Here is a 16,074-nt window from a genome sequence, read left to right as displayed (position 1 = left end):
CAGAGCACCGGTGGCTCCACCCTGGCCGTGAGCGAGAACGGCAGCACCTCCGTGGCACGCCGTTCCCCCGAGTACAGGGCCCCGGTGACCCCCATCAAGCGGGCACCCAGTTCCCGAGAGGACGAGAACGAATTGCGCACCATCACCACCGTGCACCCCCGGTCCTACAACGACGCCAAGTCCATCGGGGAGGCGTTCCGGGACGGGACCCCCGTGATCATGAACGTCTCCGACATGGGCGAGGCCGAGGCCAAGCGCCTGGTGGACTTCGCCGCGGGGCTCGTCTTCGCTCTGCACGGCTCCATCGAGCGCGTCACCGCCAAGGTGTTCCTGCTGACCCCCTCCTTCGTGGAGGTCCGGGACCAGGGCCACAGCGACGACCTCGACGAGGAGCCCGCGTCCCTCGAACAGGTCGAGGGCTGATCCGTGCACCTCGCGCTGTCGATCATCTACCTGGTGGTCCACGTCCTGTACATCGCCCTGCTCGGGCGTCTCGTGCTGGACTGGGTCCAGATGTTCGCGCGCGGCTGGCGGCCCAAGGGCCTGGCGCTGGTGGCGGCATCCACGATCTACTCGCTCACCGACCCGCCCATGAACGCGCTGCGCAGGCTGGTCCCGCCCCTGCGGTTCGGCGGGGTGGCCCTGGATCTCGGGTTCCTGATCCTGGTCTTCGTGCTCAGCATCCTGCAGTCGATCGTGGCGGGACTGCTGCTGCGCGCGTGATAGTCGTCGGCCCCGGGTGCGCAGTTGTATCCTGGGCCGGAAATCCCTCCACCCCCGGAGCGCCGAGAAGCGCCCCGGCACGGGTGGTTCCAGTTCGAGACGAGGAGACAGACCCATGGCTCTGACAGCCGAAGACGTCATCAACAAGCGGTTCCAGCCCACCAAGTTCCGTGAGGGCTACGACCAGGACGAGGTGGACGACTTCCTCGACGAGGTCGTGGTGGAGCTGCGCCGCCTGCACCAGGAGAACGACACCCTGCGCAAGCAGGTGGAGACCCTCGGCGGCCGCCCCGAGGACGCGCCCGCCGAGACCCCCGTGTCCGAGCAGGGGACCGGCGCCGGCCAGGCCACCACGGTGGCCGCGGCCACGAGCCGTGACTCCCGCGAGGAGACCGTGTCCGAGCCCGTGGCAGCGGCTCCGGCCGAGACCACCACTCCCGCCGAGCCGAAGACCACCGGAACCGGCACGAGCGGCACCGACTCCGCGCCGTCGGCCACTGCGGCCCGCCCGGTGGCCGAGGGGACGGCCTCCACCGACTCCACGCAGTCCGCGGCCGCCGTGCTCGCCATGGCGCAGAAGCTGCACGACGACTACGTCTCCCAGGGCCAGTCCGAGCGTGAGCGCCTGATCACCGAGGGCCGCACCCAGGCGGACCACCTCGTGGCCGAGGGCAAGCGCACCAAGGAGGAGACCCTCTCCGCTCTCGAGGCCGAGAAGGTGGACCTGGAGGCGGCCGTGGCCGAGCTGCGCACCTTCGAGTCCGACTACCGCGGCAACCTCAAGAGCTTCCTGAACACTCAGCTGAAGGACCTCGACAACACCGGTTCGCTCGCGCCCTCGCAGGCGTCCGGCACCAAGCGCACCGCCAAGTAAGCGCCTGTGACGGATCACATGCCCGGTGCAGCGGCGGCCCAGGTTCCCCAGCGGACCGGCCGCCGCTGCGTCGTCGTGGCGCTGGCCGTGGCCGCCACGGTCTGGGCCGTGGACCAGCTGGTGAAGCTGTGGGTGGTCAGCAGCCTGGTGCCCGGGGTGGAGTATCCCGTGATCCCGGGGCTGCTGTGGTGGGAGCACATCCGCAACAGCGGAGGCGCCTTCTCCCTGGGCTCGGAGTTCACGTGGATCTTCACCGTGGTGATGGCCGTGGTGTCCGTGGGCATCCTCTGGGCCCTGCGCCGCGTGCGTGACCCGTGGTGGGCCGTGGGCCTGGGCCTCGTGCTCGGGGGCACCCTGGGCAACCTCACGGACCGGCTGTTCCGTGAGCCCGGTTTCGGCGTGGGCCACGTGGTGGACTTCATCGCCGTGCCGCACTTCGCGATCTTCAACATCGCGGACTGCGGCGTGACCGTGGGGATCGGCATCATCATGGTGCTGATCCTCAAGGACCGTGACATGGCGGCGCCCCGTGGTGGCTGAGCGCACGCGCCCCACGGGTTCGGAGCCCGAGTTCGACGACGCCCGGTTCACGGTCTCGCAGGAGCAGGACGGGCTGCGGCTCGACGCCGCCGTGGCCGCCTGGACGGGTCTGTCCCGTTCTGCAGCGGCCCAGCTGTGCGGCGAGGACCGGGTGGGGTTCCGGGGCAGACCGGTGGGCAAGTCGCACCGCGTGGCCTCGTCCGAGACGTACACGGTGCAGGTCCCGGTGCCCGAGGATCCCCACCGGATCGCCCCGCAGCACGTCCCGGACCTGCGCGTGGTGCACTCGGAGGCCTCGTACGTGGTGATCGACAAGCCCGCCGGTGTGGCGGCCCACCCGTCTCCCGGGTGGAAGGGACCCACGGTGGTCGGCGCCCTGGCCGGAGCGGGGATCTCCGTGGCCACCTCCGGCGCTCCCGAGCGCCAGGGAATCGTGCACCGGCTGGACGTGGGGACGTCCGGTCTCATGGTCGTGGCCCGTGACGAGAGCGCCTACTCCCAGCTCAAGCGGGCGTTCAAGGAGCGCACCGTGACCAAGGTGTACCACGCCGTGGTGCAGGGCATCCCGGACCCGCTGAAGGGCACCATCGACGCTCCCATCGGACGCCACCCCGGCCACGAGTGGCGCTTCGCCGTGCTGGAGGACGGGCGGAACTCGGTGACCCACTACGAGGTGCTCGAGGCGTTCGGGCGGGCGTCCCTCGTGGAGGTGCACCTGGAGACCGGGCGCACCCACCAGATCCGCGTGCACTTCAGCGCGCTGCAGCACCCGTGCTGCGGGGACCTCACCTACGGCGCGGACCCCGCTCTCTCCGCGGGTCTGGGCCTGACCCGGCAGTGGCTGCACGCCAAGCGCCTGGGTTTCACCAGCCCCGCCACCGGTCAGTACGTGGAGTACGAGAGCCCGTACCCCACGGACCTCGCCTACGCGGTGGAGACGCTGCGCGACGGCGGTCCGCAGCTGTGACGGATCTCCGCCACCGGGCGGGCGGGGACGTCCGGGCCGCGGCCTAGAATGGTCGGGTGACTTCGGCGACCGGCAAAAAAGGCTTCACCCATCTCCACGTGCACACCGAGTACTCCATGCTGGACGGTGCCGCGCGCCTGAACGACCTCTTCGAGGAGTGCCACCGGCTGGGCATGGACTCGCTGGCCACCACGGATCACGGGTTCGTGTTCGGAGCGTTCGACTTCTGGAACAAGGCGCGCGCGGCCGGCATCAAGCCGATCATCGGCGTGGAGGCCTACCTCACGCCGGGCACGGCCCGCCAGGACCGCACCCGCGTCAAGTTCGCGGACGGCGGGCGCGACGACGTCTCGGGCGCCGGCGCCTACACCCACATGACCCTGCTGGCGCAGTCCAGTGAGGGCATGCAGAACCTCTTCCGCGCATCCACCAAGGCGTCCCTGGAGGGCCAGCTGTACAAGCCCCGCATGGACCGGGAGCTGCTCAACCAGTACGGCAAGGGGCTCATCGCCACCACGGGCTGCCCGTCCGGCGAGGTGCAGACCAGGCTGCGGCTGGGCCAGTACGACGAGGCCGTGAAGGCCGCCGCAGAGTTCCGCGACATCTTCGGCGCAGAGAACTTCTACTGCGAACTGATGGACCACGGGCTGGGCATCGAGAAGCGCGTGACCCAGGACCTGCTGCGCCTGGCCAAGGACCTCAGCCTGCCGCTCGTGGCCACCAACGACCTGCACTACACGCACGCGGAGGACGCCAAGTCCCACGCGGCGCTGCTGTGCGTGCAGTCCGGCTCCACGCTGCAGGACCCCAAGCGCTTCAAGTTCGACGCGGACGAGTTCTACCTCAAGTCCCCCGAGCAGATGCGCGAGCTGTTCCGGGACTTCCCGGAGGCGTGCGACAACACCCTGGAGATCGCCGAGCGCTGCGAGGTGGAGTTCGACACCTCCGCCAACTACATGCCGCGCTTCCCCACGCCCGAGGGGGAGGACGAGACCTCGTGGTTCATCAAGGAGGTCGAGAAGGGGCTGCACTACCGCTTCCCGGGCGGGATCCCGGACGACGTCCGTGAGCAGGCCGAGTACGAGAAGAAGATCATCATCCAGATGGGCTTCCCCGGCTACTTCCTGGTGGTCGCGGACTTCATCAACTGGTCCAAGGACAACGGCATCCGCGTGGGTCCCGGCCGTGGTTCCGGTGCCGGTTCCATGGTGGCGTACGCCATGCGCATCACCGAGCTGAACCCGCTCGCGCACGGGCTGATCTTCGAGCGCTTCCTCAACCCGGACCGCGTGTCCATGCCCGACTTCGACGTGGACTTCGACGACCGCCGCCGCTCCGAGGTGATCCACTACGTCACGGAGAAGTACGGCGACGAGCGCGTGGCCATGATCGTCACGTACGGCACCATCAAGGCCAAGCAGGCGCTCAAGGACTCCTCGCGCGTGCTCGGCTACCCGTTCTCCATGGGGGAGCGGCTCACCAAGGCCATGCCGCCGGACGTCATGGGCAAGGGCATCTCCCTGCAGGACGTCTACGACAAGGACGCCAAGCGCTACGACGAGGCCGGTGAGCTGCGCGAGGTCCTCGAGGACGACCCCGAGTCCATGAAGGTCTTCGAGACCGCCCAGGGCTTGGAAGGGCTCAAGCGCCAGTGGGGTGTGCACGCCGCGGGCGTGATCATGTCCTCGGACCCGCTGATCGACATCATCCCGCTCATGCGCCGCGAGCAGGACGGGCAGGTGATCACCCAGTTCGACTACCCCACGTGCGAGGGCCTGGGGCTGATCAAGATGGACTTCCTGGGGCTGCGCAACCTCACGATCATCTCCGACGCGCTGGAGAACATCACGCTGAACCGGGACGGCTTCGTGCTGGACCTGGAGCACCTGCCCATCGACGACCCCGGCTCCTACGAGCTGCTGGCCCGCGGGGACACCCTGGGCGTGTTCCAGCTGGACGGCGGGCCCATGCGCCAGCTGCTCAAGCTCATGCGCCCCGACAACTTCGAGGACATCTCCGCGACCATCGCCCTCTACCGGCCGGGTCCCATGGGTGCGAACTCCCACACCAACTACGCGCTGCGCAAGAACGGCGCGCAGGAGATCACCCCGATCCACCCCGAGCTCGCGGAGCCGCTCGAGGAGATCCTGGGCACCACCTACGGCCTGATCGTGTACCAGGAGCAGGTGATGGCGATCGCCCAGAAGGTCGCGGGCTACTCGCTCGGCCAGGCGGACATCCTGCGCCGAGCCATGGGCAAGAAGAAGAAGGCGGAGCTGGACAAGCAGTACCAGGGCTTCCACCAGGGCATGGTGGACCGCGGCTACTCCGAGGCCGCGATCAAGGCGCTGTGGGACATCCTGCTGCCGTTCTCGGACTACGCGTTCAACAAGGCGCACTCCGCGGCCTACGGGCTGGTCTCGTACTGGACCGCGTACCTCAAGGCGCACTACCCGGCCGAGTACATGGCGGCTCTGCTCACCTCTGTGGGCGACGACAAGGACAAGCTGGCCATGTACCTCACCGAGTGCCGTCACATGGGCATCACGGTGCTGCCGCCGGACGTGAACGAGTCGGAGCTGAACTTCACCCCCGTGGGCACCGACATCCGCTTCGGCATGGGCGCGGTGCGCAACGTGGGCGCCAACGTGGTGCAGGCCATGGTGGACGCCCGCAACGAGCAGGGGAAGTTCACGTCCTTCAACGACTTCCTGGCAAAGGTCCCGGCGGTGGTGTGCAACAAGCGGACCATCGAGTCCATGGTCAAGGCCGGTGCGTTCGACCAGCTCGGGCACACGCGCCGCGGCCTGGTGATGTGCCACGAGCAGGCGGTCGAGGACGTGGTGGCGCAGAAGAAGAAGGAGGACAACGGCGAGTTCACGTTCGACATCTTCTCGATGGGCGGCTCCGAGGACGAGGACCAGGAGACGTTCTCCGTGGAGGTCCCGGACGTCCCCGAGTGGGAGCGCAAGGACCTGCTCGCCTTCGAGCGCGAGATGCTGGGCCTCTACGTCTCGGACCACCCGCTGCGCGGTCTCGACGACGCCCTGGGCCAGTACACGGACACGGCGATCGCCCCGCTGCTCACCGAGGAGAACACCCGACCCGACGGCGCCGTGGTCACCATCGGCGGCATGATCACCTCCCTGTCCCGCAGGATCGCTAAGTCCTCCGGCAACGCCTACGCCCGCGTGGAGCTCGAGGACCGCTCGGGCTCGATCGAGGTCATGTTCTTCGGCAAGGCGTACGCGCCGATCGCGGGCGTGCTCGCGGAGGACCTGATCTGCGTGATCAAGGGTCGGATGCAGCGCCGTGACGACGGCTCGATCACCATCTCCGCGCAGGAGCTCACGGTGCCCGAGCTGAGCGTGGACGGCTCCTCCGGGCCGGTGTGCGTGGCCCTTCCCGAGCACCGCGCCACGGAGGCCACGATCCGCCAGATCGGGGAAGTGCTGCGCAACCACAAGGGGGACTCCGAGGTGCGGATCCACCTGGGCACCCGGCGCAGCATCCAGGTGATGCGGCTGGGCCCGGAGTACCGGGTGAACCCGTCACCCGCCCTGTTCGGGGACCTCAAGGTGCTGCTCGGCCCCGCCTGCCTGGAGGCCTGAGCGCCCCGGCGTCCTCCGCGCTCGCGGTGGCGTCGCATCCGCGTCACCTCCATGGACAACCGTGCGCGGGCGTCCCGGGCGGCTTTGACGCGCGATTGTAGACTGGCACGGTGAACGCGCAACCCCACACCACCCCGTCCTCCGGCCCCGCTGGCACCCACCTGAGGGTCGTCGACCTGCGCGGAAGGCATCTGGGCTGGGACGAGCTGCGCCGGGTGGTGCCGCGCCAGGCGGCGTCGTCCGTCTCCGCGGCCGAGGACGCCGTCCGGGGGATCATCGAGGACGTCCGAACGCGCGGGGCGGACGCGCTGCGCGAGCTGGCCCACCGGTTCGACGGTGTGGAGCAGGATCGCATCCGCGTGGCCCCCGAGCAGATCGCGCGGGCCGTGGCGGAGCTGGACCCGGCTGTGCGACGTGCCCTGGAGACCGCCATCGCGCGGACCCGGGCGTTCGCCGAGGCGCAGCGGCCGCGGGACGTGGAGGTGGAGGTGGCGCCCGGGGCGGTGCTGCGCCACCGCTGGACCGCGGTGCGCCGCGCGGGCCTCTACATCCCCGGGGGACTGGCCGTGTACCCCTCTTCCGTGGTGATGAACGTGGTGCCGGCTCAGGCCGCGGGCGTGGAGTCCGTGGTGCTGTGCTCGCCACCGCAGAAGGAGTTCGGCGGGCTGCCGCACCCCGTGGTCCTGGGGGCGGCCGGGCTGCTCGGCGTGGACGAGGTGTGGGCCGTGGGCGGCGCGCAGTCCCTCGCGGCCATGGCACTGGGCGTCACGGACGGCCAGGACGTCCTGGAACCCGTGAACACCCTCACCGGCCCCGGCAACATCTTCGTGGCCACGGCCAAGCGCCAGCTGCGTTCTTTGGTGGGAGTGGATGCTGAGGCCGGCACCACCGAGATCGCCGTGCTCGCGGACGACTCCGCAGATCCCCGGTTCGTGGCCGCGGACCTGATCTCCCAGGCGGAGCACGATCCTGCGGCCGGGTCGGTGCTCATCACCGACTCCCCGGACCTGGCCCGGGCCGTGGAGCGGGAGCTGTCCGCGCAGGTGCCGGAGGCACGGCACTGCGAGCGGATCACCACGGCACTGGGTGGTCCGCAGTCCGGGGTGGTGCTCACGGACGGGCTCGAGCAGTCGATCGCCGTGGCGGACGCCTACGCCGCGGAGCACCTGGAGATCCACACCCGGGACGCCCGCGAGGTGGCCGCGCGGGTCCGCAACGCCGGGGCGATCTTCGTGGGCCCGTACAGTCCCGTGCCGCTGGGGGACTACGCCGCCGGCTCCAACCACGTGCTGCCCACGGGCGGCACCGCGGTGTTCGCGTCCGGGCTTCAGGCCGCCTCCTTCATGAAGGCCGTGCAGGTGGTCGAGTACACGCGTGAGGCGCTCGCCGAGCTGGAGGGGGACATCGTGGCCCTGTCCGGCAGTGAGGACCTGCCCGCGCACGGCCGCGCCGTGGCCCTCCGCTCGGAGGACCACGTCGCCGCGGGTGCCCACGGGGCAGACGGGTCCGCAGCCGCCACCAGCGCCACCCCGCGCCCCACCCCCGGGGCGGAGGACGACCCCGCGTCCCGTGCGGGCGACGCCGCCCGCGTCCCGGACGCGCCCGGCACCGGATCCCCCGACACCCACGGGAAAGGCTGAGCCGTGCATTGTCCGTTCTGCCGCCACAACGACTCCAAGGTCGTGGACTCCCGCACGTCGGACGACGGCACGTCCATCCGACGGCGCCGCCGCTGCACCGAGTGCGGCCGTCGCTTCTCCACGCTCGAGACCACGTCGATCTCCGTGATCAAGCGCTCCGGGGTCACCGAGCCGTTCGACCGGCAGAAGATCGTCAACGGCGTGCGCAAGGCGTGCCAGGGGCGGCCCGTGAGCGAGGACGACCTCGCGATGCTCGCGCAGGAGGTCGAGGAGTCCATCCGGGCGTCCGGCAGCGCGGAGGTGGAGGCGCACGACGTGGGCCTCGCGATCCTTCCGCCGCTGCGCCGCCTGGACGTGGTGGCCTACCTCCGGTTCGCCTCGGTGTACCAGGCGTTCGAGGACCTGGAGGACTTCGAGCGCGCGATCGACGTACTGCGGGACCAGCAGGCCGAGCTTGCGGGACAGCAGACGCTCGTCCCGCCGGCAGCGCGCTCCGCCGCGGCACCCGCCGCACGACGTCGCGCCGCGCGCCGCGACGCACCGGGCGCCGAGCCGGAGCCCGCGCAGAGCCCGGGGAGCACCGACGAGGACCACGAGGAGAAGCCGGCCCCGCGGCGTCGTCGGGCGAAGAAGTCCGCGGACACGGTCACCCAGCCGCGGCTGCTGTAGGCACGCCACCGGCCATGGTGGGCGCGCGCCGGTTCCGCCGCAGGTCAGACCGGGGACGCAGGCGCGGAGGGTGCTGTCCGTGATGCATCAACTGTTAGCCTGAACGTGTGACGCAGAACCACCATCGCTCCGTCCATCCCGCACCGCAGCTCGAGATCGTCCCCGCGTCCCGCGCGGACACCGAGCCGGTCGCTGCGGTGCTCGCCGAGGCGTTCGCCACCGATCCCCACGTGGTCGGACTGCTGCCCCACGGCGATGTGCTCGAGGCCCTCACCCTGCTGTGGCGACGCGTCGTGCGGGAGGCGTTCGCGGTGGGCGGTCACGTCTACCTGGCGGTGCCGCCGGGGGAGGACCAGCCGCTCGGTGCGGCGCTCTGGGCCGCCCCGGGCACTCAGGTCTCCTTGTACCGGATGCTCCCCGGTGTGGCGACCTACGCCCGGGTCTTCCGCACCCGTTTCCCGGACGCACTCGCGACCGAGTACCTCACGCAGCGCGCGCAGCCGACGTCCCCCCACTGGTACCTCAAGGCGCTGGCCACGGTGCCGCCCGCCCAGGGCACCGGGGTGGGATCCCGCCTGCTCGAGGACCGCCTCCTGGAGATCGACCGGCAGCACGCCGGAGCCTACCTGGAGGCTTCCACCACCGGCCTGGTTCCGTACTACGAACGATTCGGCTTCCGCTCGCGCGGTCCCATTGCCTGCCGCGGAACAGTGCCCGCCATCGGGATGTGGCGTCCACCCGCCGACTGACCCGGGGCGTCACCGGATCGACCGTGGCCCCGCACCGGTCGCGCGCGCCGGCACGGGCGGCGTCAGCCGGCAGGCGTGGCGGGTGGATGTTGTGGACGCCGCCGGGGGACCGTACCCAACTCGACCATCGCCGCGATCAGCGCGGCCAGTGCGCCGATCCAGGCACCGTGGAAGGTGACCAGGGAGACCTCGTCCGCCGTGCGCTGCGTGAGACCCCACCGTTCCAGGGGACTGGGAACCGTGGTTCCGCGGGGGTCTACAACATCCCCCAGTGCCAGTCCGAGGAGGATCTGCATCAGCCAGTGGAACAGCAGGAAGCCCGTGCTCCACGCCCCAGCGGCGTAGGGCATCACCAGGCAGGCGCGCGCCGTCACGAGAATGGCCAGCACCGCGCCCGCGATCCACGCGATGGGCAGGCCGACGACGAGGTGGATGACCGCGTGGAGTCCCTCGAGCCCGAAGCCCACCCGCAGGTTGAAGAGCAGTGGCGGGAGCCCCAGGACCACGGGCCACACGAGCCACGCCACGAGCCGCTCCAGTACGGACGCTGGGCTGGCACGCCTCCTCGAGGGGCGCCCCGGTCGGTAGGGGGCCACCCGGGCGCGCGACGGGCCGCTCACGAGACCGCTCCCGCACAGGGACGAGAGGCGACGCCGCACGGGCACCCGGCCGGTGGCACGGTCGCCCGGGGCGTGCTCGCGGCGGCCCTTCTTCCCCGCGCCGGCTCGCCGCTCCCGCCCGCGCAGCACCGTGTCCATCCCGGGCCGCTCTGCCCGCCCATGATCCCCGTGAGTGTGTTCACGCGCCCACGCTAGACACGCGGGGAAACCACCGAGAAGGGGTGCGGGCCCGTCTGTGGACAGAGCCACGGCTGCGGACTCCCGTGCACCACGGGTCGGGGACCCGGAGATGCGCACGCCCCGCCCGTGCGAGGACGGGCGGGGCGTGCGCTGGTGGGCCCTGCCGGGATCGAACCGACGACATCTACGGTGTAAACGTAGCGCTCTACCAGCTGAGCTAAAGGCCCGGGATCGGGTGGGCACGACTGGAGCAGCTGCCAGCACCCGATTGGGAGTCAGCCTACCGTTCGGTCGGGTCCCCGCCCAGGACGGGTGGGGTGAGCTTGCACACGTGCCGCTCATACGGAGCTATCCGGTTTGACACGAGCGCGTTACCTGGCGTTAAGATGATGGGGCAGTACGCGGGAGACCGCAGCTGTTCACCAGGGGACGCTGGTGCGCTTGATCGCCTTCGGGCGTGACAGATACGGCGGTTCGATTCCGTCGGTCTCCACCGCGAGGGGAACCCCGGAGCCACACGGCTCCGGGGTTTTTCGCATTGCGTGCCCACCCACCCGCGCCATGCACGGGTCTGCGCGCTGTCGGTCCGGGTGCGTAGGCTAGGAACCATGGCTGCAGAAAAGAAAGCTGATATCGGTGTCACCGGCCTTGCCGTGATGGGCGCCAACCTTGCCCGCAACTTCGCGCACCACGGCTACACCGTGGCGCTGCACAACCGCTCGTCCGCCAAGACGGATGCGCTGATCGAGGAGCACGGCTCCGAGGGCGACTTCATCCGCACGGAGACCATGCAGGAGCTCGTGGACTCCCTCGAGCGCCCGCGCCGCGTGCTGGTCATGGTCAAGGCGGGTGCGCCTGTGGACTCCGTGATCGAGCAGCTCACCCCGCTGCTGGACGAGGGCGACATCATCATCGACGGCGGCAACTCCTACTTCCAGGACACTCGCCGCCGTGAGCGCGAGTGCGCGCAGAACGGGCTGCACTTCGTGGGCGTCGGCGTCTCCGGTGGCGAGGAGGGCGCCCTCAACGGCCCCTCCATCATGCCGGGTGGCTCCGAGGAGTCGTACAGCACACTGGGGCCCATGCTCGAGGACATCTCCGCCAAGGCCGACGACGGTGCTCCCTGCTGCGCGTGGATCAGCACGGACGGCGCCGGGCACTTCGTCAAGATGGTGCACAACGGCATCGAGTACGCGGATATGCAGGTGATCGGCGAGGCCCACGAGCTGCTGCGCTCGGTGGCCGGGCTCGAGCCCGCCGAGCAGGCGGACGTGTTCGACGAGTGGAACACCACCGAACTGTCCTCCTACCTGATCGAGATCACGTCGCAGGTGCTGCGCCAGGTGGACCCGAAGACCGGCAAGCCGTTCATCGACATCGTCGCGGATGCCGCGGGCCAGAAGGGCACCGGGCGCTGGACCGTGCAGGAGGCCCTGGAGCTCGGCTCCCCGGTCACCGCGATCGCCGAGTCCGTGTTCGCCCGCGCGCTGTCCTCCTCCGAACCCGCCATGCGCAAGGAGGCCCAGGAGGTGCTGCCCGCGGGCATCGGTGACACCACCGAGGACGTGGTGAAGGACCCGGAGTTCGTGGACGACGTCCGCAAGGCGCTCTACGCGTCCAAGCTGGTTTCCTACGCCCAGGGCCTGGACATGCTCACCATGGCCGGACGCGAGTACGGCTGGAACCTGGACCTCGCCTCGATCGCGAGCCTGTGGCGCAACGGCTGCATCATCCGCGCCGAGCTGCTGAACGTGATCATGGCCGCCTACGAGGGGGACAAGGCCCCGCTGAACCTGCTGTTCGCGCCGGAGTTCGTGCAGTCCATCGAGGACGCCCTGCCGGCCTGGCGCCGCGTGGTGGCACGCGCCGTCGAGCGCGGCATTCCCGCGCCGGTGTTCTCGTCCGCGCTCGCGTACTACGACGCCCTGCGCCGCCCGCGCCTGAACGCGGCACTGACCCAGGGGCTGCGCGACTACTTCGGGGCGCACACGTACAAGCGCGTTGACGACCCGGACTCCAGCTTCCACGTGCTGTGGAGCGGGGACCGCTCCGAGGTCGTCTCCTGAGGCGGTCGCGCGGCGTCGTCGTGGGACGCAGCGCATGAGAACGGGCCGGGTTCCCCGCGGGGAACCCGGCCCGTTGCGCATTCCTGGAGCCAGGTGCAGTGCCGCCGCGTCAGATCCACATGGCGGGGTCCACGTACGCGGCGGGGTCCACGAGAGGGGCCTTCTTCTCGGGCGTGCGGGGGCGGACCTTGCCGGGGATGCCGGTGACGATCGAGTCCGCGGGGACGTCCTTGACCACCACGGCGTTGGCGCCCACGGCAGAGTCGCGCCCCACCGTGATGGGCCCCAGCACCTTGGCACCCGCACCGATGGTGACCCGGTCCTCCACCGTGGGGTGGCGTTTCACGGGCGCCAAGGACCGCCCGCCCAGGGTCACACCGTGGTAGAGCATCACGTCGTCACCGATCTCAGCGGTCTCGCCGATCACCACGCCCATGCCGTGGTCGATGAAGAAACGCCGACCGATCGTGGCGCCGGGGTGGATCTCCACGCCCGTGGCGAAGCGCGCCAGCTGGGACACGGTGCGCGCCAGCAGCCGACGGTCGGGGTTCTGCCACAGTCGGTGGGACAGCCGGTGCGCCCAGATGGCGTGGAGCCCCGAGTAGTTCAGGACGATCTCCACGCTGGAGCGGGCCGCCGGATCGTGCGTGCGGGCGGTCTCGAGATCCTCGTGCAGTCTGCGCCAGAAACCCACGCGTGCTACCCCCTGGTGTGGAACGGGGCGGGCACCGGTGAACCGGTGCCCGCCGATGTGCAACGGATGCTCGGGGCGGGTGTCCCGCGCCCCGGGCGGTCTGACCGGGGCTCAGCCCCGGATGTCCTCGTACAGGATGGTGGAGACGTAGCGCTCGCCGTAGTCGCACACCACGGCCACGATCAGCTTGTCCCGGTTCTCCTCCTTGGCGGCCTCCTGCAGCGCGGCCCAGATGATCGCGCCCGTGGAGATCCCGCCCAGGATGCCCTCCTTGCTGCCGAGCTCCCGGGCGTAATGGACCGAGTCCTCCACGGTGACGTCGTAGACGTCGTCGTAGATCTCGCGGTCCAGCACGTCCGGCACGAAGTTGGCGCCCAGCCCCTGGATCTTGTGGGGGCCGGCCTTGCCCTCGGTGAGCAGCGGGGAGTCGGAGGGCTCCACGGCGACGAGCCGGACCTCCGGCTTCTGCTCCTTGAGGTACTTGCCGGCACCGGAGATGGTGCCGCCCGTGCCGATGCCGGCGACGAAGACGTCCACGGCGCCGTCGGTGTCGTTCCAGATCTCGGGTCCGGTGGTCTCGTAGTGGATCTGCGGGTTGGCGGGATTCGCGAACTGGCTGGCCAGGACGGCGTTCTCGGTGGTGTCCACGATCTCCTGGGCCTTGTCCACGGCGCCGCGCATGCCGTCCGCGCCCGGGGTGAGCACGATCTCCGCGCCGTAGGCGCGCAGCATGACCCGACGCTCGGTGGACATGGTCTCGGGCATGGTGAGGATGACCTTGTAGCCGCGGGCGGCACCCACCATGGCCAGGGCGATGCCCGTGTTGCCGGAGGTGCCCTCCACGATGGTCCCGCCGGGCTTGAGCTGCCCGGACGCCTCGGCGGCGTCCACGATGGCCTTGCCGATCCGGTCCTTCACGGAGTTGGCGGGGTTGTAGAACTCGAGCTTGACCGCCACGTTGCCGGGGAGGTCCTTGTCCAGCTGGTTGAGGCGCACCAGGGGGGTGCCCCCCACGATCTCCGTGACGTCGTTGTAGATCTTGCCCATCACTTGTCTCCTTGTCCTGTGGTGTCGCAGTTCTGCGGTATCGCACTCGCGGCACGGCGGTGCCGGGCGAGTGCCCGGAATCCGTGTCAGCGTAGCCCCGGGTTCCAGCGGTCTCTCAGTCCGTGAGCCACGCGGCGTAATGTTGGCGAACCTTCGCGAGCTTGGGGTTGATGATCACCTGGCAGTAGCCGTTGAACGGCTGGTTGCCGTAGAAGTCCTGGTGGAAGTCCTCGGCCTCGTGCAGCGGGCCCAGTGGCTCCACCGTGGTGACCACGGGGTCGTCGAACAGCTCCTGGGCGCGCACGATGGCGGCCTCGAAGAGGCGGCGCTGCTCCTCGTCCGCCGGGAACACGGCTGAGCGGTACTGCGTGCCCACGTCGTAGCCCTGGCGGTTCAGGGTGGTGGGGTCGTGACCCGTGAAGAACAGGTCCAGGATCACGTCCGCGGGCACCACGTCCGGGTCGAACACGACCTCCACGGCCTCGGCGTGGCCGGTGGTTCCGGAGCACACCGATTCGTAGTCCGGGTGCGGGGTGTGCCCGCCCGTGTACACGCTGCGCACGCTCTGCACTCCGCGCACCCTGCGGTACACGGCGTCCAGGCACCAGAAGCAGCCACCGGCCAGCACGAACGTCTGCGGCGTCGATGAAGTCATGCCCAGTACAACGCGTGGCGCGCCAGAAGATTCCCCGCCCGTGGCGGAGGCCGCGCTCCTAGGATGGGGCCATGAGCACCGATCAGCCGTCATCCGATCCGCACCCCACGGTCCAGGACGTCGTCGCCGCGGCGGACGCACTGTGGCCCTTCCGGCTCCAGGAGGACTGGGACGCGTCCGGTCTGGTGCTCGGGCGCCCCGAGGCCCCGGTTCGGCGCATCCACCTGGCCGTCGATCCCGTGGCCGGCGTGGTCCGGGAGGCCGTGGATGCAGGAGCCGACCTGCTGCTCACCCACCACCCCCTGCTGCTGCGCGGCGTCACGTCCGTGGCCGCGGACGGCTTCAAGGGTCGCGTGGTCCACGACCTCGTGGAGAACCGCTGCGCCCTGCTGTGCTGCCACACCAGCGCGGACTCGGCCCGCCGCGGCGTCTCGGACGCCCTGATCGCGGCGTGCGGTGTCGGGCCCGACGACGCCGCTCCGCTCGTTCCGCACTTCTCCGACCCCCGCACGGGGCTGGGCCGTGTGGGAACCCTGGACGAGCCGGTGACCCTGCGGGAGCTCGCCGAACGGCTGGCGCGGCGCATCCCGCCCACGGTGCAGGGACTCCGGGTGGCGGGTGACCCGGACCGGCGCGTGAGCACGGTGGCGGTGTGCGGCGGCTCGGGGGACTCCCTCTTCGACGTCGTGCGCAGCCACGGCGCGGACGTCTACGTGACCGCGGACCTGCGCCACCACCCGGCGTCGGAGGCCAGGGAGCGCGCCCTCGGGCCGGGGGAGCACGGCACCCCCGCGCTGGTGGACGCCGCGCACTCCGCGAGCGAGGCCCTGTGGCTCCCGTGGGCCGCCGAGGACCTGCAGCGCGCGCTGACTGCCCGCGGCTTCGCGGTGGAGATCCACGTGAGCACGCTGCGCACCGACCCGTGGGATCTCACGGTGGCCACCCCGCCGCAGTGAGACGCCACGGGCGGGGTGGCCCACCGGAGGCATCCGGGCTCCCGCCGCGCACCAGCCACCCGTGAACCGCGCGGTGGCACCGC

General features: G+C 70.5%; 15 protein-coding genes and 1 tRNA gene. 11 read left to right on the top strand and 5 right to left on the bottom strand.

Annotation, left to right across the window (positions count from 1 at the left end):
- The 9 genes from sepF to QL985_RS10350 form a co-directional block, all read left to right on the top strand.
- Positions 1–423 (top strand): cell division protein SepF (sepF, locus tag QL985_RS10390; RefSeq protein ID WP_290147782.1); only part of this gene is annotated, 423 nt, incomplete at its 5' end.
- Positions 424–426: 3 nt separating this feature from the next.
- Complete coding sequence (locus QL985_RS10385; protein ID WP_019310730.1) at positions 427–723, top strand: YggT family protein; 297 nt, start codon at positions 427–429, stop codon at positions 721–723.
- A gap of 115 nt (positions 724–838) precedes the next feature.
- Positions 839–1,597: a DivIVA domain-containing protein gene (locus QL985_RS10380; protein WP_039100815.1), complete on the top strand. Its 759-nt coding sequence runs from the start codon at positions 839–841 to the stop codon at positions 1,595–1,597.
- A gap of 18 nt (positions 1,598–1,615) precedes the next feature.
- Complete coding sequence (gene lspA / locus QL985_RS10375) at positions 1,616–2,137, top strand: signal peptidase II (RefSeq protein ID WP_249493868.1); 522 nt, start codon at positions 1,616–1,618, stop codon at positions 2,135–2,137.
- Positions 2,130–3,104, top strand: a complete 975-nt coding sequence (locus QL985_RS10370) for an RluA family pseudouridine synthase (RefSeq protein WP_050899505.1) — start codon at positions 2,130–2,132, stop codon at positions 3,102–3,104. Before lspA ends, QL985_RS10370 begins: the two co-directional genes overlap by 8 nt.
- Before the next feature lie 56 nt (positions 3,105–3,160).
- Entirely contained in the window at positions 3,161–6,715 is a 3,555-nt protein-coding gene (gene dnaE / locus QL985_RS10365; protein WP_039100818.1) for a DNA polymerase III subunit alpha, read from the top strand.
- 110 nt (positions 6,716–6,825) lie between these two features.
- Entirely contained in the window at positions 6,826–8,355 is a 1,530-nt protein-coding gene (gene hisD / locus QL985_RS10360; RefSeq protein ID WP_039100819.1) for a histidinol dehydrogenase, read from the top strand.
- A gap of 3 nt (positions 8,356–8,358) precedes the next feature.
- Positions 8,359–9,024: a transcriptional regulator NrdR gene (gene nrdR / locus QL985_RS10355; protein ID WP_019310724.1), complete on the top strand. Its 666-nt coding sequence runs from the start codon at positions 8,359–8,361 to the stop codon at positions 9,022–9,024.
- Positions 9,025–9,131: 107 nt separating this feature from the next.
- Positions 9,132–9,773 (top strand): GNAT family N-acetyltransferase, encoded by a 642-nt coding sequence (locus tag QL985_RS10350; RefSeq protein ID WP_039100820.1) that lies wholly within the window; start codon positions 9,132–9,134, stop codon positions 9,771–9,773.
- Between the two features lie 62 nt (positions 9,774–9,835).
- Here QL985_RS10350 and QL985_RS10345 read toward each other — a convergent pair whose 3' ends face one another.
- Both QL985_RS10345 and QL985_RS10340 read right to left on the bottom strand, forming a co-directional pair.
- A complete protein-coding gene (locus tag QL985_RS10345) occupies positions 9,836–10,300 on the bottom strand; it encodes a hypothetical protein (RefSeq protein WP_039100821.1) in 465 nt (154 codons plus the stop codon).
- A 424-nt stretch (positions 10,301–10,724) separates the two neighbouring features.
- Positions 10,725–10,800, bottom strand: a tRNA-Val gene (locus QL985_RS10340).
- A 381-nt stretch (positions 10,801–11,181) separates the two neighbouring features.
- Here QL985_RS10340 and gndA point away from each other — a divergent pair.
- Positions 11,182–12,639, top strand: coding sequence for an NADP-dependent phosphogluconate dehydrogenase (gene gndA, locus QL985_RS10335; RefSeq protein ID WP_124109605.1), 1,458 nt, complete (start codon positions 11,182–11,184; stop codon positions 12,637–12,639).
- A gap of 109 nt (positions 12,640–12,748) precedes the next feature.
- Here gndA and epsC read toward each other — a convergent pair whose 3' ends face one another.
- From epsC to msrA, 3 genes are all read right to left on the bottom strand, one after another.
- Positions 12,749–13,333: a serine O-acetyltransferase EpsC gene (gene epsC, locus QL985_RS10330; RefSeq protein ID WP_047979416.1), complete on the bottom strand. Its 585-nt coding sequence runs from the start codon at positions 13,331–13,333 to the stop codon at positions 12,749–12,751.
- A 111-nt stretch (positions 13,334–13,444) separates the two neighbouring features.
- The gene (gene cysK / locus QL985_RS10325) at positions 13,445–14,380 is read right to left on the bottom strand and encodes a cysteine synthase A (protein WP_019310719.1); all 936 of its coding nucleotides are present in this window, start codon (positions 14,378–14,380) and stop codon (positions 13,445–13,447) included.
- 115 nt (positions 14,381–14,495) lie between these two features.
- On the bottom strand, positions 14,496–15,035 hold the full coding sequence (msrA, locus tag QL985_RS10320; RefSeq protein ID WP_035885325.1) for a peptide-methionine (S)-S-oxide reductase MsrA: 540 nt from the start codon (positions 15,033–15,035) through the stop codon (positions 14,496–14,498).
- Between the two features lie 71 nt (positions 15,036–15,106).
- Between msrA and QL985_RS10315 the strand changes: the two genes are divergently transcribed.
- Complete coding sequence (locus QL985_RS10315; RefSeq protein WP_019310718.1) at positions 15,107–15,991, top strand: Nif3-like dinuclear metal center hexameric protein; 885 nt, start codon at positions 15,107–15,109, stop codon at positions 15,989–15,991.
- Positions 15,992–16,074: the final 83 nt, after the last annotated feature.

It is taken from the genome of Kocuria sp. APC 4018, assembly GCF_030407675.1.
Taxonomy (GTDB): Bacteria; Actinomycetota; Actinomycetes; order Actinomycetales; family Micrococcaceae; genus Kocuria; species Kocuria rhizophila.
Note: the sequence above shows the minus strand (reverse complement) of the source record. Positions and strands in the feature narration are given on the sequence as shown.